At 41.1% G+C, this 24,510-nt stretch carries 23 protein-coding genes; 1 reads left to right on the top strand and 22 read right to left on the bottom strand.

The window, feature by feature from the left end:
* Positions 1-10: 10 nt before the first annotated feature.
* The 17 genes from ytxC to QSJ37_RS12940 all read right to left on the bottom strand — a co-directional run bounded on the left by ytxC (position 11) and on the right by QSJ37_RS12940 (position 18,005).
* The gene (gene ytxC, locus QSJ37_RS13020) at positions 11-883 is read right to left on the bottom strand and encodes a putative sporulation protein YtxC (protein ID WP_285755521.1); all 873 of its coding nucleotides are present in this window, start codon (positions 881-883) and stop codon (positions 11-13) included.
* A gap of 99 nt (positions 884-982) precedes the next feature.
* Positions 983-1,918 carry a primosomal protein DnaI gene (gene dnaI / locus QSJ37_RS13015; RefSeq protein WP_285756129.1) on the bottom strand — a complete coding sequence of 312 codons (936 nt, stop codon included), beginning with the start codon at positions 1,916-1,918 and terminating at the stop codon, positions 983-985.
* A 15-nt stretch (positions 1,919-1,933) separates the two neighbouring features.
* On the bottom strand, positions 1,934-3,319 hold the full coding sequence (locus QSJ37_RS13010) for a replication initiation and membrane attachment family protein (protein ID WP_062679220.1): 1,386 nt from the start codon (positions 3,317-3,319) through the stop codon (positions 1,934-1,936).
* A gap of 73 nt (positions 3,320-3,392) precedes the next feature.
* Complete coding sequence (nrdR, locus tag QSJ37_RS13005) at positions 3,393-3,854, bottom strand: transcriptional regulator NrdR (RefSeq protein WP_285755519.1); 462 nt, start codon at positions 3,852-3,854, stop codon at positions 3,393-3,395.
* A gap of 68 nt (positions 3,855-3,922) precedes the next feature.
* Entirely contained in the window at positions 3,923-4,321 is a 399-nt protein-coding gene (locus tag QSJ37_RS13000) for a cytosolic protein (RefSeq protein WP_285756128.1), read from the bottom strand.
* Between the two features lie 135 nt (positions 4,322-4,456).
* Positions 4,457-4,831, bottom strand: coding sequence for an adenosylmethionine decarboxylase (gene speD, locus QSJ37_RS12995; RefSeq protein ID WP_003248680.1), 375 nt, complete (start codon positions 4,829-4,831; stop codon positions 4,457-4,459).
* Positions 4,832-5,296: 465 nt separating this feature from the next.
* Positions 5,297-6,325 (bottom strand): glyceraldehyde-3-phosphate dehydrogenase, encoded by a 1,029-nt coding sequence (locus QSJ37_RS12990; RefSeq protein WP_285755515.1) that lies wholly within the window; start codon positions 6,323-6,325, stop codon positions 5,297-5,299.
* 123 nt (positions 6,326-6,448) lie between these two features.
* Positions 6,449-7,048 carry a dephospho-CoA kinase gene (gene coaE / locus QSJ37_RS12985; RefSeq protein ID WP_285755514.1) on the bottom strand — a complete coding sequence of 200 codons (600 nt, stop codon included), beginning with the start codon at positions 7,046-7,048 and terminating at the stop codon, positions 6,449-6,451.
* A gap of 106 nt (positions 7,049-7,154) precedes the next feature.
* On the bottom strand, positions 7,155-7,979 hold the full coding sequence (gene mutM / locus QSJ37_RS12980; protein ID WP_062679223.1) for a DNA-formamidopyrimidine glycosylase: 825 nt from the start codon (positions 7,977-7,979) through the stop codon (positions 7,155-7,157).
* Positions 7,980-7,994: 15 nt separating this feature from the next.
* Positions 7,995-10,631, bottom strand: coding sequence for a DNA polymerase I (gene polA, locus QSJ37_RS12975; RefSeq protein WP_285755513.1), 2,637 nt, complete (start codon positions 10,629-10,631; stop codon positions 7,995-7,997).
* A gap of 94 nt (positions 10,632-10,725) precedes the next feature.
* Complete coding sequence (gene pnpS, locus QSJ37_RS12970; protein ID WP_285755511.1) at positions 10,726-12,483, bottom strand: two-component system histidine kinase PnpS; 1,758 nt, start codon at positions 12,481-12,483, stop codon at positions 10,726-10,728.
* The gene (locus QSJ37_RS12965; RefSeq protein WP_285755510.1) at positions 12,476-13,183 is read right to left on the bottom strand and encodes a response regulator transcription factor; all 708 of its coding nucleotides are present in this window, start codon (positions 13,181-13,183) and stop codon (positions 12,476-12,478) included. The genes pnpS and QSJ37_RS12965 overlap by 8 nt, the downstream gene beginning before the upstream one ends.
* A gap of 89 nt (positions 13,184-13,272) precedes the next feature.
* Positions 13,273-13,743 carry a MaoC/PaaZ C-terminal domain-containing protein gene (locus QSJ37_RS12960; RefSeq protein ID WP_285755509.1) on the bottom strand — a complete coding sequence of 157 codons (471 nt, stop codon included), beginning with the start codon at positions 13,741-13,743 and terminating at the stop codon, positions 13,273-13,275.
* 83 nt (positions 13,744-13,826) lie between these two features.
* Positions 13,827-14,765 (bottom strand): malate dehydrogenase, encoded by a 939-nt coding sequence (mdh, locus tag QSJ37_RS12955; RefSeq protein ID WP_015864778.1) that lies wholly within the window; start codon positions 14,763-14,765, stop codon positions 13,827-13,829.
* 22 nt (positions 14,766-14,787) lie between these two features.
* A complete protein-coding gene (icd, locus tag QSJ37_RS12950; RefSeq protein WP_285755508.1) occupies positions 14,788-16,062 on the bottom strand; it encodes an NADP-dependent isocitrate dehydrogenase in 1,275 nt (424 codons plus the stop codon).
* 77 nt (positions 16,063-16,139) lie between these two features.
* Entirely contained in the window at positions 16,140-17,258 is a 1,119-nt protein-coding gene (citZ, locus tag QSJ37_RS12945) for a citrate synthase (RefSeq protein ID WP_285755507.1), read from the bottom strand.
* 291 nt (positions 17,259-17,549) lie between these two features.
* On the bottom strand, positions 17,550-18,005 hold the full coding sequence (locus tag QSJ37_RS12940; RefSeq protein WP_285755506.1) for a DUF441 domain-containing protein: 456 nt from the start codon (positions 18,003-18,005) through the stop codon (positions 17,550-17,552).
* Positions 18,006-18,117: 112 nt separating this feature from the next.
* Between QSJ37_RS12940 and ytvI the strand changes: the two genes are divergently transcribed.
* Positions 18,118-19,236 carry a sporulation integral membrane protein YtvI gene (ytvI, locus tag QSJ37_RS12935; protein ID WP_285755505.1) on the top strand — a complete coding sequence of 373 codons (1,119 nt, stop codon included), beginning with the start codon at positions 18,118-18,120 and terminating at the stop codon, positions 19,234-19,236.
* Between the two features lie 49 nt (positions 19,237-19,285).
* Here ytvI and QSJ37_RS12930 read toward each other — a convergent pair whose 3' ends face one another.
* The 5 genes from QSJ37_RS12930 to accD form a co-directional block, all read right to left on the bottom strand.
* A complete protein-coding gene (locus tag QSJ37_RS12930; RefSeq protein WP_285755504.1) occupies positions 19,286-19,675 on the bottom strand; it encodes an FxsA family protein in 390 nt (129 codons plus the stop codon).
* A gap of 67 nt (positions 19,676-19,742) precedes the next feature.
* The gene (gene pyk / locus QSJ37_RS12925) at positions 19,743-21,506 is read right to left on the bottom strand and encodes a pyruvate kinase (protein ID WP_285756126.1); all 1,764 of its coding nucleotides are present in this window, start codon (positions 21,504-21,506) and stop codon (positions 19,743-19,745) included.
* A gap of 30 nt (positions 21,507-21,536) precedes the next feature.
* Positions 21,537-22,496: a 6-phosphofructokinase gene (gene pfkA, locus QSJ37_RS12920; RefSeq protein ID WP_015864786.1), complete on the bottom strand. Its 960-nt coding sequence runs from the start codon at positions 22,494-22,496 to the stop codon at positions 21,537-21,539.
* Positions 22,497-22,667: 171 nt separating this feature from the next.
* Positions 22,668-23,645: an acetyl-CoA carboxylase carboxyl transferase subunit alpha gene (gene accA, locus QSJ37_RS12915; RefSeq protein ID WP_285755501.1), complete on the bottom strand. Its 978-nt coding sequence runs from the start codon at positions 23,643-23,645 to the stop codon at positions 22,668-22,670.
* Positions 23,630-24,502, bottom strand: a complete 873-nt coding sequence (accD, locus tag QSJ37_RS12910) for an acetyl-CoA carboxylase, carboxyltransferase subunit beta (protein ID WP_285755500.1) — start codon at positions 24,500-24,502, stop codon at positions 23,630-23,632. Before accD ends, accA begins: the two co-directional genes overlap by 16 nt.
* Between the last annotated feature and the right edge of the window lie 8 nt (positions 24,503-24,510).

Below are 24,510 nucleotides of genomic sequence, written 5' to 3'. Positions count from 1 at the left end.
AAAATCAAGTTCATCTATCTTGTCTTGCGCCGATGGCTCGATATTTTGAAAAATCGCTTTGGCTGCAGAGGAAGATCCGCTCTTGAAATACATTTTGAATCGTTTGAATCATCCCATCATCGATATTGTCTGTATACAAATAAATGATGTCCGGCGCAATGGACACAAGCGGCGCTAATATGGAAGAATCAATGTACATCGGCTGGCTGATGATCAAATTGCGGTCGATCATTTGTTTTAATTCACTCGCTGTTATTTCGCATAACTTTTCATCAAAAAAAAGAAAAGATGGCGGCTTGTGGACTAAATGAATGACGGATAATTTCGGCTTTTTGGATGCCACACAGTCACGCAACATTTGCACAAAATTTTGATATTCCTGCTCTAGTTTATATTCATCAATGGCGAGTTCGACGTAGTGTTGGAGCCGTTCCATATACGGCTTCAGGCGAAACGTAATAAAGGATGAAAAGGAAAAGGAAAGACCATCTTTTAAAAAGTGCTGTAGCGCGTTCGCAATCAATGTTTCCCGTGAAATGGAAGATTGCTTTCCCTTTCGATAATCATATCGCTCCCCATCGAGAAAGGAATGGGCAAGCTGTAAAATTTGATGTTGTTCTTCTTTATCTTGAAAATAAAACGTGCCAGAAATAATCGATAATAATAGCCGATCTTCGATAAAACGAAGAATAAATTTTGTCATTGCTGGTATTAAATCCGATAAAATAACCTGATCGGTGTTGTCATATATGTAAATCGTGACGAGGGAATCTCTATTGTATGTTGCTTGAAAGAGCGGATTCATTGTTTTTTTCTGCCTTTCTTTCAGCAAACAAAACAACTTTTCAGCATCATTGGCTTGTTCAAAATAAATTTCAATCAAACGTTGTCCCCCCTTTTACGAGTTAAATGCTTGTTCTATATATATGGGGACAAACGGTCGTTTAGAATAAAAAAAGGATATTTCCGCTAAGGAAATATCCTATTCAAGCCGGCGATTTCTTCCTTTTATTTCTACTGGATGTGCCAAATAACGGATCCGCTCCATAATGCGCGCAGCTTTCATCTGCTCTTCTTCCCCGCGCTGCGAATAGGTCAAATGATGCGCTAATTGCTGTAAATCAAAGTTCGACGTAAAAAATGTCGGCAAGTTTTCAAACATCCGATATTGCAAAATAGGACCTAATAAGTCATCGCGCACCCAGCTTGACATTGATTCCGCGCCGATATCATCAAGCATTAAAATCGGCACTTTTTTGACATAATCGAGTTTTTCATTAATCGTTTGGTCTTGCAGCGAGCTTTTTAGCTCACGGAAAAATTCCGGCACATACACGATAAGGGACGAAACGTTTTTTTTCGCAAGCGCGTTGGCGATCGCGCCAAGAATATACGTTTTTCCGACGCCGAATGATCCGTATAAATAAAGTCCTTTCATCTTTTTTCCCGGCTCATACTCCGAAACAAAGCGATCGGCAAGTTCAATCGCCTTCATTCGTCCCTCATCGGTAAGATCAATGTCAGACAGCGAAGCTTGTAAAATTTCACGCGGAACAAACAAACTTTGAATCAGTGATTCCTGCCGTTTTCGTTCATCATATTTTATTTTTGCCGGGCAGCGGTCATACTCGACATCAATGACAGTTCCTTTTACAACAAGATGAGGATGATATCCTTTTAAAAAGTTTTTACATTGATCTAAACTGGGACATTGTGCGCAGTTTTTGCTTTGCTCCATAAACTCATACAGCTTCATTAAACTGCGGTCTATCATCTCTTTTGTAATTTCCCGCTCGTGTTCACGTAAAAACGCTTGTACTTCTGGGTGCGACAAAATCTGTCGTTTCATTTGTTCATAGCGCTGTTGAAAATCTTTTTTATGAAGCAGTCGATTTAACAGTTGATCCATTCGTTCCATCATTTCCACATCCTATTATTCATTGCGGTATTTTTTTAATCGTTCCTCTAATTCCCGGCGCTTTTCTTCGATATTGATATTTTCCTCTTTGTCTTGATCATCGTTTTGACTATAATCCATATTGAGCCATTCTGGCAACAATTCTTTTCTCACTGCTTTTCTGTTTGTTCTTTTGCTTTTTTCATTTGCCCAGCTTTGATATGTTTTTGCTTCTTGCTTTGCCAGCTCCATTGCCTCTTTGACGGTGCGTACTTTTTTCCGCGCCCAATGACTGGCAATTTTTTCAACATATGCTTTGGATAGTTTCATATTTGTACGCAACATCACATAATAAATTAATACGTTCACAACACCCGGAAGCAATTTTTGTTGAAACATAATGTCCTCAATCAGCTGCAAATCGCTCATCGATGGTTCGGCTCCGCCAGATATTTCTATTAACAATTGGCGTGGGGAAATCGTTTCAAGCTGCTTTATCAACAGTTCCTCTTTAGTTTTTGGTTCGACATTCGTCATCGTACGATACGGAAGCGGCTGCACTCGCGAACTTAAGTTAGGAGGAGAATCTCCGCGTTCAAATTCATACCACTCATGAACGGCTTTCCGCAATGCATCGATATCAATATGGTTAGACGGATCAATCACACTCATGACAATTTTTTGCATGTCAAGCGGTCCAACACCGTATAAAAAGGCTAATTTTTTTATCGCTTCTTTTACCTTTGCCGTAATCGCCCGCTTTGGCACCATATGTTTAGATAAACCGGCAAAAAATAGTTCGAAATCAAATACATCATCGCTAAGTTCGTACGTATTCTCTTTTCTGCTGATATACTCATACCCATCAACAAGCCGCAAATCTTCTTGTGTTTCTTCATTCATATTAGCAACCATTTGTTCCACATGCACAGACGCAAATACATCATGAAACGCGCGAGTAATAGGAGAAAATTTCGTTTGGTCAATGGATGGGGTGGAAAAGAACTGTTTCAGCTCTTGAAACTTATGTTTGCCGATACGGTTATAGAGGAAAACGTTAAGCATTCCATCCATGAAAAATTGCTCTGGTGTAAGCGGCGGCTGCAACTCATAAATAAACAATTTCGGTTCTTCATTATTGACATACGTCTTTAATAGCCCAATTCCTTCTAATTTTAAACGTTCTTCATAGATTTCTCGCAAACTGCATTGCATAAGCACCATTAAACTATGATGGGTCGTTTCTTTTTCCGAAAGAAGCTCCTGCTCGCACCATAACGTCATATAAAGACTTAATGCCCGATGACCTATCAGCGGTTGATAAAGGAGAGTGAGCACTTTTCGGTCAAAATCATGCAACACTCCATTGCTCCGTACCGTATAACGGTCAACAGGAATTAATTCTTTCCAATGATGTTCCATTATTCTCGACCTTCCGTACTAAATTTTAACGATGAAAAAAAGGGCTTATTATCTATTGCGCAAAAAGCCCTTTTTAGCGTTGTTCTTTTTTAATTAGCTCTTTTAATTCTTCGATAAATACATTTAAATCTTTAAATTGGCGATACACGGAAGCAAAACGAACGTAAGCAACCTCGTCCACTTTCGATAAACGTTCCATCACCATTTCGCCGATCGTTTCACTTTTCACTTCCGCTACCCCTTGATTGCGCAATTCTCTTTCAATGTCCTGCGTAATTTTTTCGAGTTCTTCTAAAGCAACAGGACGCTTTTCACACGCTTTAATTAAACCGCGCAAAATTTTATCACGGCTAAATTCTTCGCGCGTTCCTTGTTTTTTTACAACAATTAGCGGCATTTCTTCCACTTTTTCAAATGTTGTAAAGCGATAGTGGCATTGTTCGCATTCCCGTCTGCGCCGAATCGAACGTCCTTCATCCACCGGACGCGAATCAAGGACTCTTGTGCCGTGATGCTGGCATGATGGGCATCTCATATAACCAACTCCGTTTTTATTCTTATCTTTATGATAACGGAACAAATAACAGCGAGCAAGTTGTTTCGCTATGCGTTCATTCCCGACCCAATGTATGGAAGGCGTTGGTCCAATTTTCGATATAAATCAATGATGACCTGCCGACTCCGACCAAAATCCAATGGCAAAAAGGTTGTTTCCGTTGTGACCGAAAAATCGACCGCTGTCTCTAGCGGGCGAACAGAAATGACAGTAACTACAATGAATACTTTTTTTCCACGGCGAGTTGTCGCGCTGAACTCTCCTCTTTCTTCAGAAACAGATAATAATTCATAATCTGGTGAAGAAGTGAACAATTCTTTTACCGCCTGAATTACAGTATTATTTGTCGCCTTATAGTAACGGCTCCGCAACTGTTCGTCTTCATGATTTTCTCTCGTTTCACAATGATTGGTTAGCGCATATTTCAGCTTTTTCCAAACACTCATCATTTACTTCCCCTTATTTTTCTGTTTATAACGCTCCGTAATTACTATTATCATATCATCATTTTTGACTAAGATGTATATTAGACAAGTAAAAAAGAGGCGCGTCTTTCGCACCTCTTTTAATTTCACTCTTTATTATAATGCTTGTGCTTTTTTCACTTCAATTGGACGCATGCCACGCGGAAGTTCAATCGTTTCGCGCGTTTGTGCTCCAAGTTTATCGGCGATATAATCCGCCGCAATTGTCGGATCTAAGTGTCCACATGTGTAAACATCGATACTTGCATAGCCATGTTCTGGAAACGTATGAATAGTCAAGTGCGATTCGGAAATAATAACAACTCCACTAACACCTTGTGGCGCAAACTTGTGGAATGCGACTTCGCGAATTTCTGCTCCAGATTTCAACGCAGCATCAACAAACGTTTTCTCAATAAATTCGATGTCGTTCAGCTTATCAAAATCGCATCCCCATAATTCTGAGATAACGTGACGACCCATTGTGTCCATTCCATTAATCCCCCTTCAACCAAATTTTCTTAAAAAATAAAACATGAAACTCTTTTGCAATATGGCATGTATAACTACCACGGGGGAAAGTTAGTCCTAAGAGGTCCTAACCCTTTAAGTAGTCACATTACCGTTGCCTTTAAGAAGTTCACGAGACATAGTATACTTTGTTTACTTATTTTTTTCAATATCCTTTTTTGTATTTTTACGTTATTAAGAGAGTATTTTTTTACCATATACGTGTTAGTGTTTCCGAACGGAACGCATTTTATAATGATGTCAAAGGGCATTATGATCACGCATGATTTTTCAGCAGGGAAATATGAATCGCCGTGCAAACCGGCATATGAATTGACCGTGTTGAAAAAACAACGAACACCGTTAAACGAATTCGGGCTTTCCTTCCTGTAGACTGATTCGGGGCGCACCAAAGCTAAAAGCTGGCCGCAATGGCCAGCTTTTTTATTATACGTTTACGCTTAACTTTTCCTTCATTTTGTTTGCTATCAGATTCGCTAAATCGACGACGCGGCAAGAATAACCCCACTCATTATCGTACCAAGCTAATACCTTGATTTTGCGCCCTTCCATCACCATCGTGGACAATCCATCAATAATCGCCGAGTGTGGATTTGTGTTGAAATCGATGGAAACAAGCGGTTCCATTGTAAAATCAAGAATTCCTTTTAATGGACCGTTTGCAGCGCGAATAAACGTCTCGTTTACTTCTTCTACTGTCACCTCTTTTTTCACATCAACGACTAAATCGACTAACGATACGTTTGGTATCGGAACGCGGAGCGCCATTCCGTGCAATTTTCCTTTTAAGTGAGGCAGTACTAATCCTAACGCTTTTGCCGCACCGGTCGTTGTTGGAATGATCGATTGTCCGCAAGAACGAGCACGGCGCAAATCTTTATGAGGATTATCGATATTTTTTTGGTCATTCGTATATGCATGAACGGTCGTCATTAAACCGTTTTCAATTCCAAACGCCTCATCGAGAACTTTCACAACAGGAGCAAGGCAGTTTGTTGTACAAGAGGCGTTGGAAATAATAAAGTGTTGATCAATGTCAAGCACATGTTCGTTTACGCCGACGACAATCGTTACATCCTCATTTTTCCCAGGTGCTGTTAAAATCACTCGTTTGGCTCCTGCCTCTAGATGAAGGCTTGCTTTTTCCCGGGAATTAAATTTTCCTGTTGCTTCGATCACAATGTCAATATCCAACTCTTTCCACGGTAACTCTTTCGGATCGCGCGAACTGAGAAGCTTAACTTTTTTACCGTTGACAAGAAGCCCGTCTTCTAATGGCACCACTTCACCATCAAATTTCCCATGATTCGAATCATATTTTATTAAATGCGCTAACGTTTCGGATGGATAACTCGCATTAATCGCTACGATATCTAAATCCGGGGAATAAATCGCCTTGCGGAACACCATTCTCCCGATTCTTCCGAATCCATTAATCGCCACTTTCGCTTTCATTTATGTTCTCCTCTCATATATATGTTATACTAATTAACCGATTTGTACATAAACAGTATATCATATTTTTATGGTATGTGGAGAAAAAATTCATCAAAATAATAAAAAAAAAACGCCCTTTTTTTATAGGGCGTTCCATTCTTTTAAAATTCGTAAAAGTTGTTGTTTGGTTTCTTCGATTGTTCCGTTATTGTTAATGACCGCATCCGCTTTTTTCACCTTTTCATGAAGCGGCATTTGCGATCGAATTCTTGCAAGAGCCTCCTCTTCGGAAAAACCGTTCCGTTTCATCAAGCGCTCAAGCTGGATATCATTATCAACATATACAACAATGATTTTATCAATCAAGTGAGTAAGTTCGCTTTCAAATAAAAGCGGAATATCTAAAACGATCGTTTTTGCCCCTTTTTGAACGTACGCTTCTTTTTCGGCAAGCATACGCCGGCGGACAGCCGGATGCACGATGGCGTTCAGCTTTTTTCGTTCCTGCTCATTATAAAAAACGATCGCTCCTAATTTCGCACGGTCAATTTCCCCATTTTCCTGCAAAATGTCTTGTCCAAACGTCTTAATAATTTGTTCGTACGCTTCCTCTCCCACTTTGACAACATCGCGCGCAACTTGATCGGCATCAATAACGGGTATGCCGAGACCACGAAGCATCTTCGTTACTGTGCTTTTTCCGCTCGCGATGCCGCCTGTTAATCCGATTGTAAGTGCCATATCTTCCTCTCCCTAAAAGTGCAGAATAATAAATTTGTGTGCGCTTTTGCGGGACGGAGACAAGTCATCGACTTGCCTCCGTCAGCCATATTAAGCCGCATTTATATTAATGCTGACAAAATGCGCAATAATGAGTCCCCCGACCGGCAACAACCGTTTTTTGAATCGGCTGCCCGCAGCGTTGGCACGGTTCTCCTTTTCGTCCGTACACAAATAACTGCAGCTGAAACGTTCCTGCTTCTCCATTTGTGTTAACGTATGACCTTACCGTGCTTCCTCCTTTTTCAATCGCTTCTTGTAATATTGTCACCATTTCGCGATGTAAGCGAGCAACTTCCTCGTCAGTTAATGACGACGAGATACGTTCAGGATGGATTCCAGCACGGAATAGTGACTCATCTACATAAATATTGCCGAGCCCAACGACAACCGTTTGGTCGAGAAGTGCCGTTTTGATCGTACGGTTCGTTTTTCGCAGCTGCTGTGCAAGAAAACTGGCAGTAAATGTTTCCGAAAACGGTTCAGGTCCTAACTGTGACAAAGGCAGCCGCGCCTCTTCTTCTCCTTTTCGATAAAGATGCATCGTTCCAAATTTTCTTACGTCGCGGTAGCGAAGTTCTGTGCCGTCTATAAATCGAAAAATAATATGCGTATGCGGTTCGATAGGATCTTCCTTTTTACAAACCGCATAACGTCCTTCCATACGCAAATGAGAAATAAGCACATGTTCATCAAGAATAAATTTTAAAAATTTCCCCCGCCGATGAATATCATGAATTGTTTGCCCTTTCATTGTTTCAATAAATTCCGTAACATCTGCCGGATACTTAATGATTTTTGGCCAAAATACTTGGATATCGGCAATGGTTTTACCGGCGGTTAATGGAATAAGAGTGCGACGAATGATTTCGACTTCCGGCAGTTCTGGCATACGTAATCCCTTCCTTTACTTTGCGTCATACCATGTTGGTCCAAAATGATAATCCACTTTAAGCGGTACCCGTAATTGCACCGCATTTTCCATTACTTCCGGAACAATTTGTTGCAATCGCTCTACTTCTTCTTTAGGAGCTTCTAAAATGAGTTCGTCATGCACCTGCAACAACATTCGTGCTTTCATGTTTTCTTTTTTCAACCGATTCGATAAATCGATCATCGCTTTTTTAATAATATCGGCAGCGCTCCCTTGAATCGGTGTATTCATCGCTGTTCGTTCCGCGAAGCTGCGCAAGTTGAAGTTTCGGCTTGTAATGTCTGGCAAATAGCGGCGACGATGCAAAAGCGTAGTAACATAACCTTTTTGTTTTGCCTCTTGGACGATATCTTTCATATATTGCTTTACCCCTGGAAAAATCTCAAAATATCGTTTAATAAATTCACTTGCTTCCTTCCTAGTAATATTTAAGTTTTGCGACAGCCCATAGTCGCTGATGCCGTAAACAATGCCAAAGTTTACCGCTTTCGCTTGCCGGCGCATGTTTGGCGTCACTTCATCTGCGTTCACATGAAAAATATCCATTGCTGTTTTCGTATGAATATCTAAATCGTGACGAAACGCATCAATTAAATTTTCATCATTTGCAATATGGGCAAGCACACGCAGTTCAATTTGCGAATAATCCGCGGAAAAAATCACCCAATCCGGTTCTGATGGAACGAACGCTTGTCGGATTTTTCGCCCTTCTTCCAAACGAATCGGGATGTTTTGCAAATTTGGTTCCGTAGAGCTCAACCGTCCTGTCTGGGTGAGCGCTTGGTTAAAAATCGTGTGCACTTTGTTCGTGTCGTGATGCACCACTTTTAATAACCCTTCGATATACGTTGATTGCAGTTTTCCTAATTGACGGTAATGCAAAATTTTCTCGACAATTTCATGTTGTGGCGCAAGTTTTTCCAGCACTTCCGCTGATGTGGAATAGCCTGTTTTCGTTTTTTTCAATACAGGCAGTTGCAGCTTTTCAAACAAAATGACACCTAACTGTTTTGGTGAATTGATGTTGAACTCTTGACCAGCTAATTCGTAAATTTCTTGTTCTATTTCTTTTAGCCGTTCTGTCAATTCTTCTCCCATCTCTTTTAACCGCTTGACATCAATTTTCACACCGGTAAACTCCATCTCCGCAAGAATGGAAGATAGAGGCAATTCCAAATCAGTGAATAAAGAATATTGCTCATTTTCCTGTAAATCGCAAATAAAATCTTGCTCTAATGCGCGTATCGCCGCTGCTTTACGCACGAGATGTTCCGCTAAAACTGGTTCATCCGGAATTTTTTGTTTCGCGCCTTTTCCATATACTGTTTCATCGGGCTGAACGTCCATATATTGCTTCGTTTTTGCAATAGAAGCGACATCTTCTGTAGATTGGGATGGATTTAACAAATACGAAGCGATTAATAAATCAAATTGAATACCGCGCAACTGTATTCCTTGCCATTTTAAAGAAACGATTGCCCGCTTGCCATCAAAAACGCTTTTTTTCTTTGATTCATCTTCCAGCCATGCTGTAAATAAAGAAGACGACAACGCGGTATCTGTACGAATAAAGAAGTTTCCATGCTCATTGGCGATCGCAAAGCCCAAAATCGGCGCCTTATGATAGTTTGATTCCAACACTTCGACAACGAGGGCCGCCTTATCGGACAAAATGGATTCCGTTACCTCGTCGACGATCGTATAATCAATGTCCGATAGCGCAACCTCCGTCTCTTCTTCGCCTTGTGGGGCCGCCATTTTTTCAAGAAGTGAGTTAAAACCAAGTTCTTTAAATAAAGCAATCACTTTGTCAACATCATATCCGTTATATTCTATATCATCTAACGAAAGATCGACTGGTGCATCGCGTAAAATGGTTGCCAGCTGTTTGCTCATAAGAGCAAGGTCACGGTTTTTTTCCAAATTCTCTTTCAATTTATTTCCGCTTACTTGCTCGATGGAATCCAATAGGTTTTCAATCGTGCCAAACTCTTTTAACAGCTTTAATGCCGTTTTTTCTCCAATTCCCGGCACCCCTGGAATATTGTCTGATTTATCTCCCATCAATCCTTTTAAATCAATAATTTGCTCCGGTGTTAATCCGTATTTCTCTTGCACCGTTTCTGGAGTATAGGATTCCACATCGGTGATACCTTTTTTTGTAATATCTACCGTTACATAATCAGTCGCAAGCTGTGTTAAATCGCGGTCTCCGGAAATAACTTTTACTTCAAATCCTTCCTTTTCCGCTTTTGTGCATAATGTACCAATAATATCGTCTGCTTCATAATTTTCCAACTCATAGAAACGAATTCGGTACGCATCAAGCAGCTCCCGTAACAATGGAAACTGTTCTGATAATTCCGGAGGCGTTTGCTGCCGTCCTCCTTTATATTCTTCAAACGTCTTGTGGCGAAATGTCGTTTTTCCCGCATCAAAGGCAACGAGCATATGTGTCGGCTTTTCTTCTTCTAAAATTTTCATTAACATCATCGTAAATCCATACACCGCATTCGTATGAATCCCTTTATCGTTATGTAAAAGCGGCAGCGCAAAAAAAGCGCGGTACGCAATGCTATTTCCATCAATGAGTACGAGTTTCTTCTTCAAAACATTCCCTCCTCCAACACTCTTGTTCTTATTGTAACATGATTTGCTTTGTAAATAAAAAAGACGAGAACATTTTTTCGTCCTCGTCTTTCCATTAATCCAACTGCATTTGTTTCGGAAAATGCACCGTAAATGTCGTTCCTTTTCCGACCGTGCTTTTTACCGTAATATGACCGTGATGTGCTTCCACTAAATGTTTTACAATGGCCAGCCCCAAACCAGTCCCGCCGGAGTTGCGGCTTCTTGCCTTATCCACACGGTAAAACCGCTCAAAAATGCGTGGGATCTCCTGTTCATCAATGCCGATCCCTGTATCTTTTACGTGAACGAGAATTTCTTTTTCTTTTTCCTCTATCATTAATTCCACTTTTCCGCCTTTCGGTGTATACGTTAAAGCATTTGTAATTAAATTAATAAATATTTGTTTAATGCGGTTCGCATCTCCTTCCATATATACCGATTTTGGCGCATGCAAATAAAAATCAATCCCTTTTTCTTCGGCCTTTTGTTGAAACATGACGGCAATTTCACGCAAAAGATCCGCAAGATCCACCGTTTCCAAATGAAGTCGAAATCCTTGCTGCTCTATTTTTGACAAATCGAGCAAATCTTGCACTAACATTTGCAATCGTTCGCTTTCTTTCCAAATAATCGACAAAAAATACTCCAGCGCTTGTTCATCTTTCATGGCGCCATCAAGCAATGTCTCAGCAAATCCTTTAATCGACGTAATCGGTGTTTTTAATTCATGGGATACGTTCGCAACAAAATCTTTGCGCATTTGTTCTAGTTTTTTCAGTTCAGTAATATCATGGAAAACAAGAACAATCCCCTTCCACTCATCATTCATTCCAATAATTGGAGCACCGTATACTTCAAAATGCTTCCGTTCGATCCCGATCGTCAGCAACAGCTGTTTGCGAACTTTTGTTTCTTTCATAAAAATTTCATTTACAAGTTGAACAATTTCTTTATGGGCAAACGCTTCTGTATACGGTCGGTATAAATAATCAACCGGATGAATATGGAAACTCTCTTTAAAGGCGCGGTTAATTAAATTGATATATCCCCGGCTATCGATCAAAATGAGGCCGATTCCGACGTTTTCAATCAGTGTATGCAAACGGTCTGTTTCCATTTCCCGCGCCTTGCTTATCTCTTGCAAATTGCGGGCAAGCCGGTTAATAGAATGGACGAGCATTCCTGTTTCATTATTTTTTACATGCGGAACTCTCGCTTTATAATTCCCTTTTGCCAATTCAAATGCCACTTTTGTTGCTGCTTCGATCGGTTTCATATATTGATCAGCTATTTTTAGCCCTAATAAAATAATGACAATAAGTGCTGTACCTAAACTGCTAATTAATATACCCCAAATTTGCTGAGTCACTTTTTTTAACGAATTGGTCGGGGAGCTTAAAATGACATATCCCGCGTTTTGCCCGTTTTTTGTAAAAGGAACGATATAGTAATAGACATCATCTGTTTTTTCAATAACGGAAAATTGATTTAATTGGTTTTTCCGCAAAATATTGCGAATGATCTGTTCATGGTCTTCATCGCTAATATGAGCAACATGTCCTGTATCAAACAACGTTTTTTCATGGTTATCTAATATGGTAATACGTGACGATAACGCTTCGCTCATCTCTTGTAAATCTGGGCGAATTCGATCAAGTGATTCATTTTTTAATAAAATGGCAACTGCTTTTGCTTCCTTTTCCATTCTTATATTCATGGTTTCCACATAAAAGTCTTTAAACAACTGCCCAAGCAATATACCGAGACAAATCAATACCGTGACAATTAATGTCACAAGCCCAAACAATAGACGCGATCGGAAGCTAGTCATTCCGCTTTGGCCCCTCTAGTTTATATCCAAGCCCTCTTATTGTTTTAATATATATAGGTTTTTTTGTATCTTGTTCAATTTTTTCACGCAAATGGCTGATGTGAACATCGACAATACGAGTATCTCCAGCAAAATCATAATTCCATACCGAACTTAGCAGTTGATCCCTCGTTAATACTCGACCTTTATGTTTTGCTAAATAAACAAGCAGTTCAAATTCTTTTGGAGTCAGCTCAAGCCGCTCCCCACGAAAATATGCCTCATAGCTGTCAGGAAGAATTTTTAAATCTCCGATGACTATTTGATCTTTTGTTTCCATTTCTCCATTAGAAAGCTGCGTGCGCCGCAAAATCGCTTTTACTCTCGCTACTACTTCACGCGGGCTAAACGGCTTTGTCATATAATCATCAGCGCCGAGTTCAAGCCCAAGCACTTTATCAAATTCATCATCTTTCGCCGTTAACATTAAAATCGGTGTCATCACTTTTTGCTGGCGCAATTGTTTACATACTTCCACCCCGTCGAGCTTTGGCAGCATCAAATCAAGAATAATAAATGCTGGCTGTTCGGAAGCTACCTTTTCTATTGCTTCCTCGCCGTCATTTGCGGTCACAACCGTAAAACCCGCTTGTTCCAAATTGTATGTTAAAAGTGTAACAATCGATTGCTCATCATCAACGACTAACACTTTTTTACTCATATACGCCTCCACCATATCAATAGTATTATTCGTTTTTATCATACCATAAACATGCAAAAAAGCCGCCTCAAATAAGGCGGTTTTTTCATTTAAAAATTTTCTAATGCTCGGCTATCCAATGTTGGCAGTGCATACGGCGGACAGACGGATAAAGTACCTTCTAACACTTTTTCCAATTCTTGGCGTATCGCTTCGACAGTGATCGTAATATGGTTGCATTCTTCCTCTACTTCCGTCACTTCAAACAAAAATTGCAATTGTTCATAATGGTAAACCGGCTTCAGAAAATGAATTTCCTGCTTTGTAATATGGCTTCCCGGTCCCGGCAAATATTTCGAAATAGCCGATGTGATCATACCTGTCAGCATCACCGCTGGAACAATCGGCTTTTTAAACGGTGTCTGTGAAGCATAATCGTGTTGAATGTATAACGGATTCGCATCATCTGTTAATCCAAGATAAAGCAATAGATCTTTATCTTCCATTTTGGCGTTAATTACTAATTTTTCCCCGACCGCGATTTCTGATATATTTCTCCCTAGTTTTCGTTTTCTCAGCACTTAAAACACCCCTTTGTTTAGAAAGCGCTTTCAATAAATATGTGACAAAAATTCGGGAGATTCCCGAATTTTTGCCTTTACCATTATTCTAATACTCTCATCACGTTTTTGACAGATTCGACGGATTTGGCAAGCGCCGCTTTTTCTTCTTCAGTAAGCTCTAGTTCGATGACTTTTTCAATGCCGTTTCCGCCTAAAATCGTCGGCACACCTAAGTAAATGCCTTCGTAACCGTATTCGCCTTCAAGATAAGCGATTGCTGGAAGAATGCGACGTTGATCTTTAATAATCGCTTCCACCATTTCTGCAAGCGATGCAGCAGGAGCGTAATAAGCACTTCCATTGCCTAATAAGTTCACGATTTCACCGCCGCCCTTGCGAGTTCGTTCCACAATCGCGTCTAGGCGGTCTTTCGGAATTAATTTTTCGAGCGGAATGCCGCCAGCATAGGAATAACGAACGAGCGGCACCATGTCATCACCATGTCCTCCTAATACAAAACCAGTAACGTCTTTCACAGAAATATTCAATTCTTGTGCAACAAACGTGCGGAAACGAGCTGTGTCTAATACGCCGGATTGACCGATTACCCGGTTTTTCGGGAATCCAGATTCTTTAAATACCGTATATGTCATCGCATCAACTGGGTTCGTCAATACGATAATATAGCAATTTGGCGAATATTTGACGACTTCTTTTGTTACTTGTTTCATAATTTTTTGGTTTGTTGTAACAAGATCATCGCGGCTCATGCCTGGTTTGCGCGCGATCCCTGCTGTAATAACAACAATATCGGAATCGGCAGTATCCGCATAATCGGAAGTGCCGATAATATTTGCATCAAAACCTAGCACTGGACTTGATTCCAACATGTCCAGCGCTTTTCCTTTTGTCGGATTTTCTAATTGCGGAATATCGACAAGAACGACATCTCCTAGTTCTTTTTGCGCCAAAATAAATGCGGTGGTTGCTCCGGTAAATCCCGCACCGATCACTGAGATTTTTTTGCGTTTCATTGTCATTTTCTCCCATCATCCCCCAATTTTATTCCATATTCCGGATGAGTGCGTCAGCAAATTCCGAACATTTTACTTCCGTAGCGCCTTCCATGAGACGAGCAAAATCGTATGTAACGATTTTTGCGGCAATCGTTTTTTCCATTGCTTTGACAATGATTTTTGCCGCTTCGTTCCATCCGAGATGCTCAAACATCATCACACCAGATAAAATGACCGATGATGGGTTCACTTTATCCAATCCTGCATATTTCGGAGCCGTTCCGTGAGTAGCTTCAAAAATGGCATGTCCTGTTTCGTAGTTAATGTTTGCTCCTGGAGCGATACCAATACCTCCAACTTGCGCTGCTAACGCATCAGAAATATAGTCACCGTTTAAGTTCATCGTTGCAACCACATCAAACTCACGCGGGCGCGTTAAAATTTGTTGTAAGAAAATATCGGCAATGACGTCTTTGATAATAATTTTTCCAGCTTCTTCTGCTTCCGCCAGCGCCTTATTCGCTGCTTCTTTTCCTTCTGTTTCGACAATGCGGTCATATTGCGCCCACGTAAATACTTTGTCGCTGAATTCTTCTTCTGCTAATTCATAGCCCCAATTTTTAAACGCGCCTTCCGTAAATTTCATAATATTTCCTTTATGAACAAGCGTAACCGATTTTCGTCCGTGTTCAATCGCATAGTTGATTGCGGCGCGCACTAACCGTTTCGTTCCTTGTTCGGAAATTGGCTTAATGCCGATACCAGACGTTTCTGGGAAGCGGATTTTGCGAACGCCCATTTCATTTTGCAAGAAATCAATCACTTTTTTCACTTCTGGTGTCCCTTTGGCATACTCAATTCCAGCATAAATATCTTCCGTGTTTTCACGGAAAATGACCATATCTGTATCTTCTGGACGTTTTACCGGAGAAGGAACACCTTTAAAATAGCGGACAGGACGCAAGCAAACGAATAAATCCAACTCTTGACGAAGCGCTACGTTCAATGAACGAATTCCTCCGCCGACTGGAGTCGTCAACGGTCCTTTAATCGCGATTATGTATTCCCGAATAACATCAATTGTTTCTTGTGGAAGCCACTCACCGGTTTGTTTGTACGCTTTTTCCCCTGCGAGAACTTCTTTCCAAACGATTTTCTTTTCCCCTTTATACGCCTTTTCTACTGCTGCTTCCAACACACGAGATGCGGCAGCCCAAATGTCTGGACCTGTCCCATCCCCTTCAATAAATGGAATAATTGGATTGTTTGGTACATTTAACACACCATTTGTTACAGTAATTTTTTCACCTTGCGCCACCATAACAACCTCCAAATATATTTTGTTAAAAGGTGAGAATACAAGTATATCTTCTCACCTTTTATAAACTATAAACATAATCAGCCGCGTTGTTCAATCGGCACATATGCCCTTTTTGCCGGACCAGTGTATTCCGCGCGCGGACGAATGAGACGATTGTTATCGTATTGTTCTAAAATATGGGCAAGCCATCCAGACATACGGCTTACTGCAAAAATCGGCGTAAATAAGTCATGATCAATTCCTAAGCAGTGATAAACAGATGCCGAGTAAAAATCAACGTTTGGTGGCAGTGATTTTTCGGAAGTAACAATTTCTTCAATTTTCGCTGACATTTCATACCAATGTGGTTCACCAACAAGCTTCGTTAATTTTTCCGACATCTTTTTCAAATGTTTCGCACGCGGATCGCCCTTTCGGTAAACGCGATGGCCAAAGCCCATGATTTTTTCTTTATTTTCTAACTTTTTGTAGATATATGATTCTACATTATCAATCGTTCCAATTTCTTTTAACATTTTCATGACAGCTTCATTTGCACCGCCGTGAAGCGGCCCTTTCAACGCTCCAATCGCCGCTGTCACACCAGAGTAAACATCTGACAATGTCGCTACGCAAACACGCGCAGTAAATGTCGATGCGTTTAATTCATGATCCGCATGTAAAACAAGCGCTTTGTTAAACGCTTCAACAGCCGTTTCATTTGGTTCTTTGCCTGTCAACATGTAAAGGAAGTTAGCTGCAAATCCTAAATCTTTTCTTGGTTCGACAGGCTCCAACCCTTTGCGGACGCGGGCAAATGCTGTAACAACTGTAGGAATTTTTGCTTGCAAACGAATCGCTTTGCGATAGTTTGCTTCTTTTGTCATTACATCTGCTTCTTCATCGTATAGCCCTAACATGGAAATCGCTGTCCGCAATGCTGCCATCGGATGAACTTTGTCGATTGGATACTGTTTAAAATGTTCAATAATTTCTTTCGGAATCGCCGCATTTTCCGCCAATTGCTGTTTTAGCTCTTCCAACTGTTGTTTCGTCGGAAGTTCACGATGCCAAAGCAAATAAATAACCTCTTCGAATAAAGCGTTTTCTGCCAAATCATCAATGTCATAGCCTACGTATGTTAGCGTGTCATCAATAATCGAGCTAATGCTTGACGTGGTTGCCACAACCCCTTCTAGACCGCGTGTAACTGTCATCGTGATCTCTCCTTTTCTTTAAAATTCCCCTTCTCCCATTGCAATTAGCACGATACGAGAGCGAGCGCTTGCTCGAAATAAAAGCAAAAAAACTTTAATAGAAAGTGCTTACATTTTATAATATATTCCCCGTTGTCCGCCGCCCTCTGCTAGAACAAAAAGCGGCAACAGGGATGCCGCTAAATCGGCTTACGTCTATATTATAAACAATTATCTGACTTTTGTGAATCCAAAATCTCCTATTCTTTTTAAATATTATTACAAAAAAATAAATTCGGTTTAAACAACTATTTAAAAATATTCTACCATTTTCATCACCATATAAGCAATTCCCGCACCGATTAATGGCCCGACGGCAACACCATGAAAAAGCGATACAGCAATAATCGTCCCAAATACGAGAGCAGCCGTCATATGTGGGTCCGTTGACAGTAATGTGACTCCACCTTTCGCGACTAATGCGACAAAGATTCCTGATAATAGCGCGATCCAAGCTGAAAACGACTGCAATGATGCGATTAGTTGCCTAAAGCCAATCTCTCCCGTAGCAATCGGCGCCAATACAGCGATCGTAATCACCGTAACTCCCCAATGAATCCCTTTTTCATGGACAGTGGGCAGCCACTTTTCTTCCAGTCCGATCATTTTAATAATCAATAAAACAGCAACCGCAATCATTAATGATTGGTTTTTGGCAATAAATCCGATAATAAATAAAATAAGTAAAAATAATATTGGTTCACTCACTGACTCTCTTCCTTTCTTTAATTAAAATATCCAGAGCATGAAACCTTCTTCTTTGCGTATACGTAATGAAACCTGTAATATATAACTATGGGAAATTTATGGAGGTGAAACATTGTACCGCCATCACTTATATAGCTTTCTTCGCTTTTTGTTTGTGATCACTGTAGTCGTATTCGGATCAATGGCTCTTTATTATGTATCCACCGTTACATATCCATTTATTATTGCGTTTTTTATTGCTTTCTTGATCAATCCGTTAGTCGATTTTCTAGAAACAAAAACGAAAATGCCAAGATGGCTGGCAGTGATTGTAACATTAATTGTACTATTCGCAATCGTTGCCGGTCTTGTTACTTTGCTGATTGCGGAAATTGTTTCAGGTACACAATACTTAGCAAATGTTGTACCAGAGAATTTCCAAAAATTAATTACGTATATGGAAACATTAGTTGCCCAACAAATCATTCCTCTTTATAATGATTTAGCCGTTTTATTTAAAAATTTAGATGCTAGCCAGCAAGATACGATTATAAATAATATCCAAGCGGTAGGTACACAAATAGCAACAACGGTCGGGCAATTTATTCAACATGTGCTTCAGAACATTCCACTGCTGCTCGCTTGGCTTCCAAACGCTGCTACCGTCTTTATTTTTTCACTATTAGCTACATTCTTCATTAGCAAAGATTGGTATCGGCTTACTGGAATCGCCCAAAAAATTTTGCCAGCAAAAGCACGCAAGAGTGGAAAAACAGTATTTCTCGATTTAAAAAAAGCATTATTTGGTTTTATTAAAGCTCAAGCTACGCTTATTTCGATTACAACGGTAATCGTTTTGATTGGATTGTTAATTCTTCGTGTCAATTATGCGATTACCATTGCGCTTATTATTGGGATTGTAGATATTTTGCCGTACTTGGGAACGGGAATTGTCTTTGTTCCTTGGATTATTTATGCGGCGGTAAGCGGTGATGTGCCGTTTGCCATCGGGTTGGGCGTACTTTATATTGTCGTCCTCGTTCAACGACAAATCATGGAGCCAAAAGTATTATCGTCATCGATCGGACTTGACCCGCTTGCTACATTAGTAGCATTATTTGTCGGATTTAAATTAATCGGGTTCCTAGGATTAATTATTGGACCTGTTACACTTGTCATTATCCGTACGTTGCACAGCGCCAACGTATTTCGTGATATTTGGAATTTTATTATCGGAAAGCCGACAACATAAACACAATCAAAGAGAAAGAGCCTTTCAACCACACGGAAAGGCTCTTTTTTCATCTATAAATGCGGAAAAACATTTTTGCATCAAACAATAATTTTAACCAACGGGCGATATACGGCTTAATCATGGACCGGGTAGCAGGAAGAAGAAGAAAAACCCCAGCAATATCAGTAAAAAAACCTGGTATTATGAGAAGTACTCCACCGATGAGCACACAAATGCCATCGAGTATCGCTCCGCTTGGAAGACGTCCATAGAAAAACTCCCGTTTGGCTTCTTCAACAACGGCTAGCCCTTGTTGTTTTGCAAGCCACATTCCTATCATTCCAGTCAGTATGATCAATGCGGCCGTTGACCAAATGCCAATAAGTTTGCTAAAAAGAATAAACAGCCCGATTTCCAAGGCAGGAATAACGATAAACATTCCGATAAACCATTTCATTTCCTTCTTCTTCCCTTCAGAAAAAAGAATAAAAACAGAGAAATTGCTTCTCTGTTTTTATTATACCTTACAGCACACTTGCATGTCCTTGATAAACAGCTCCAAATCCAGCATCAACTGTAATTTCCTGCCCATCTTTTAAAATCGATGTAGCATTTTCTACACCGACAATAACAGGAATGCCGAGACTTAAACCAACGACTGCAGCGTGGCTCGTTAATCCGCCTTCCTCGGTAATAATCGCTGCCGCTTTTTCCAATGCTTCCATCATATCCGCATCTGTGCTACATGTTACTAAAATTCCGCCTTCTACCATTTTATTGATTGCTTCCTCTGCCGTTTTTGCAATAATCGCCTTTCCAAAAGCAGACTTACGACCGATTCCTTGCCCTTTTGCGATAATGTCACCGATGACATGCACTTTCATTAAGTTCGTCGACCCCGTTTCTCCTACTGGAACTCCCGCGGTAATGACGACTAAATCACCGTGTTTTACTACTCCTGATTTTACCGCAGCTTCCACGGCAATATCAAGCATTTCATCGGTTGTGTTCGCTTGTGGAGCTACTTGCGAATATACTCCCCATACGAGCGCCAATTTCCGCGATACAGATTCACTGGCAGTAACAGCAACGATTGGCGCCTTTGGACGATATTTTGACACCATATATGCCGTTCTTCCACTTACTGTTGGCGTTACGATTGCCGCCACGTCTAAATTTAAAGCCGTATGCGCAACAGACTGCCCAATTGCATCTGTGATTGTCGTCGCGCTTTCTTTTGTCCGCTGTGCTAATATTTCCCGGTATTGCAACGCTTGTTCGGTACGCAGTGCAATTTGATGCATGGTTTTTACTGCTTCTACTGGATAGTGCCCTGCCGCTGTTTCTCCAGATAACATCACCGCGTCTGTCCCGTCAAAAATCGCATTCGCGACATCGCTTGCCTCGGCCCGCGTCGGTCTTGGATTTCGCTGCATCGAATCTAACATTTGTGTGGCTGTAATAACCGGTTTACCAAGCATATTGCATTTTTTTATAAGCGCTTTTTGGATAAGCGGCACTTCTTCGGCTGGAATTTCTACCCCAAGATCGCCGCGCGCCACCATTAGTCCATCTGTAACTTCTAAAATATCATCAATATTATCCACGCCTTCTTGATTTTCGATTTTCGCAATGATTTGAATATGAAGCGCGTTGTTTGCCTCAAGCAATTCACGGATTTCTAATACATCGGAAGCGCGCCGCACAAAGGAAGCAGCGATAAAATCAACACCTTGCTCAATACCGAATAAAATATCTTGACGATCTTTGTCCGTAATACCTGGCAAATTGACGCGGATACCAGGCACATTGACTCCTTTTTTGTTTTTCAATACACCGCCATTCAATACTTTCGTCACGATTTCGCGCGCTTGTTTATCGACTGAAATCACTTCTAATCCGATTAGACCATCATCGAGAAGAATTTTTGCACCAGAAGTGACGTCATCGATCAGCCCTTCATACGTAACCGAAATTTTTTCCGGTGTTCCAAGCACTTCCTCCATCGAAATAATCAGCTGTTCTCCTTCTTTTAGCTCAATTGCCCCGTTTTCCATATTATGCGTACGGATTTCCGGTCCTTTTGTATCTAATAAAATCGCTACCGTTTTTCCCGTTCGTTTTGCCGCTTCCCGAATGTTTTGAATGCGCCGCCCGTGCTCAGCATAGTCACCGTGAGAAAAATTTAAGCGTGCTACATTCATCCCAGCATGGATCAATTCTACAAGCTTGTCCACACTTTCGCTTGCAGGGCCGATCGTACAGACGATTTTTGTTTTCCGCATCATCATTTCTTCTTCCTTTCCACAGGAAATATACTAGATGGATAGCTCTTTCGATAACAAATACATTTTTTGGTCAACGGTATGTTTGTTTGCTAATGCTTCCACAATATCATGGTCGACAAGCTGATTATTTTGGATGCCGACGCAGCGGCCGCCTTTACCTTCTAACAATAGCTCTACTGCCCGCGCACCTAAGCGGCTGGCTAACACACGGTCAAACGCGGTTGGAGAACCGCCGCGCTGAACATGTCCCAACACTGTGACGCGCGTTTCAAATCCTGTCGCTTCTTGAATTTTCTTTCCAAACTCGACTCCGCTTCCGACACCTTCAGCAACGATAATAATACTATGTTTTTTGCCGCGTTCATGACCACGCTTTAACCGTGCAATAACATCATTCATATCGTAATCGGCTTCTGGAATCAAAATCGTTTCTGCACCTCCAGCAAGCCCTGACCATAACGCAATATCCCCAGCATGACGCCCCATTACTTCAATCACATATGTTCGTTCATGCGATGTAGCAGTATCACGAATTTTGTCAATCGCGTCAATCACCGTGTTTAAAGCTGTATCGAAACCAATCGTAAAATCCGTTCCAGGAATGTCATTGTCAATGGTTCCTGGCACCCCGACACAAGGAAATCCGTGCTCTGTTAATTTTTTGGCACCTTGATAAGAACCATCTCCACCGATGACGACTAATCCTTCAATCCCGTGTTTTTTCAATTGTTCAATCCCTTTTAACTGCCCTTCTTCTGTCTTAAATTCCGGACAGCGCGCCGTATACAGTATTGTACCTCCGCGATGGATAATATCGCCGACATCCCCTACTTCTAATTTTTTAATTTTCCCAGCAATCAAGCCAGCATACCCATAATAAATTCCAAATACTTCTACTCCATGATAAATCGCTTTACGGACGACAGCGCGAATCGCTGCATTCATACCTGGTGAATCTCCGCCACTTGTTAACACACCTATACGTTTCATGTTGCCACCTCATTCGCTCATTGTTTCACAAAACATTTAAAAACGTCTGACCTCATACCTTTAAAACACATCTATAAAATAACACGAAGCATAACAGAACACAATAGACAAGTTTATTGAAACAGCTTACAATATAACAAAGCTGCCCCATAGAATGAGACAGCTTTACTTTTATCTTACCCGAATGTCATCACGAGAAAACGCAAATTGCCCGATCTGTTTAAATTTTTCATATCGCTGTTGAACAAGCGTTTCCCCATCAAGCTTTAAGAGCTGCTTTAGCGATCGTTTCAGCACTTTATCAATTTCCGCCGCTTGTTGGTCCACATCGCGATGGGCACCTCCGCGGACCTCCGGAATAATTTCATCAATCACCCCAAGTTCTTTTAAATCATTCGCTGTAATTTTCATCGTTTCCGCTGCGCGTTGGGCAAGCGACGCATCTTTCCATAAAATCGCAGCGGCTCCTTCTGGAGAGATCACAGAGTAAGTAGAGTTTTCCAGCATATGAATATGATTGCCAACGCCGAGCGCAAGCGCGCCGCCGCTTCCCCCTTCACCAATAACGATGCAAACAATCGGTACCGTAAGTCCTGCCATCTCAAATAAATTTCTGGCAATCGCTTCGCTTTGCCCGCGCTCTTCCGCTGCTTTTCCGGGATATGCCCCTTTTGTATCAATAAAACAAATGATTGGCCGTTGAAACTTTTCCGCCTGTTTCATCAGACGCAATGCTTTTCGATATCCTTCTGGATGCGGCATTCCAAAATTACGTCGAATATTTTCTTTCGTGTCTTTTCCGCGCTGATGACCAATGACTGTCACAGGCAGACCGTCATATTTGGCGATCCCTCCAACAATTGCCTCATCATCTCCAAAACAACGGTCACCATGGCATTCCAAAAAATGAGTAAACAGCCGCTCAATGTAATCAAGCGTTGTCGGACGATTCGGGTGACGCGCAATTTGAACGCGGTCCCATGGAGTTAAATTCGCATATATGTCATTTTCCAATTTTGCAAGTCGCGCTTCCAATTTTTCAATTTCCGATGAAAGGTCTACATCCGTGCTTTTCATAAATTCTTTTAACTCACTAATTTTTTTGCGCAATTCTATAAGCGGCTTTTCAAATTCTAACTCTGCCACCATCCGTGTCCCCCTCCTCCTTGATGAATATCAAGCACGGTCGTTAATGTATCTTTTAAATCATGACGATGAATGACGGCATCAAGCTGCCCGTGTTTTAATAAAAACTCTGCCGTTTGAAAGTCTTCTGGAAGTTCCTCCCGCACCGTTTGTTGAATCACGCGTCGGCCCGCAAAGCCAATGAGCGCTCCTGGTTCCGCAAAATTATAGTCTCCCAGCGAGGCAAAACTTGCGGATACCCCTCCGGTAGTCGGATGTGTCATCACCGAAATAATAAGCCCGCCCTCATCGCTAAACAATTTTAAAGCGGCGCTTGTTTTGGCCATTTGCATTAAACTTAATACTCCTTCCTGCATGCGCGCGCCGCCGGAAGCTGTAAAAATAAGAAATGGTACATGGAGCTCTCTCGCTTTTTCAATCGCTCTCGTAATTTTTTCACCAACAACAGAACCCATGCTTCCCATCCGAAACGCCGAATCCATCACAGCGATCACAATCGGGTATCCATTTAGCGTTCCTTCGCCAGTAATGACCGCTTCGTTTAGGTTCGATTTGCGGCGGTCTTCTTCGAGTTTTTCTATATATCCTGGAAACTGCAATGGATTCACTGACACCATATCCGCATCATATTCATGAAAACTTCCTTCGTCTAACAAGCTATTAATTCGTTCACGGGACGGCATCGTATGATGATAACCGCAGCTCATGCAAACCCGCAAATTTTTTACCAGCTCTTTCGTATACATAATTTTTTTGCACTTGGGGCATTTTGTCATAATTCCTTCTGGAACTTCACTTCTCACTTTTTCGGAAGGAATCGATGCATATTTCTTCTTTTTTATAAACAAGTCTTTCCACATGAGGTGCT

The sequence above is a fragment of the Parageobacillus sp. G301 genome, from assembly GCF_030268025.1.
Taxonomy (GTDB): Bacteria; Bacillota; Bacilli; order Bacillales; family Anoxybacillaceae; genus Parageobacillus_B; species Parageobacillus_B toebii.
The sequence above is the reverse complement of the archived record's forward strand: the minus strand, read 5'-3'. Positions and strand labels throughout refer to the sequence as shown.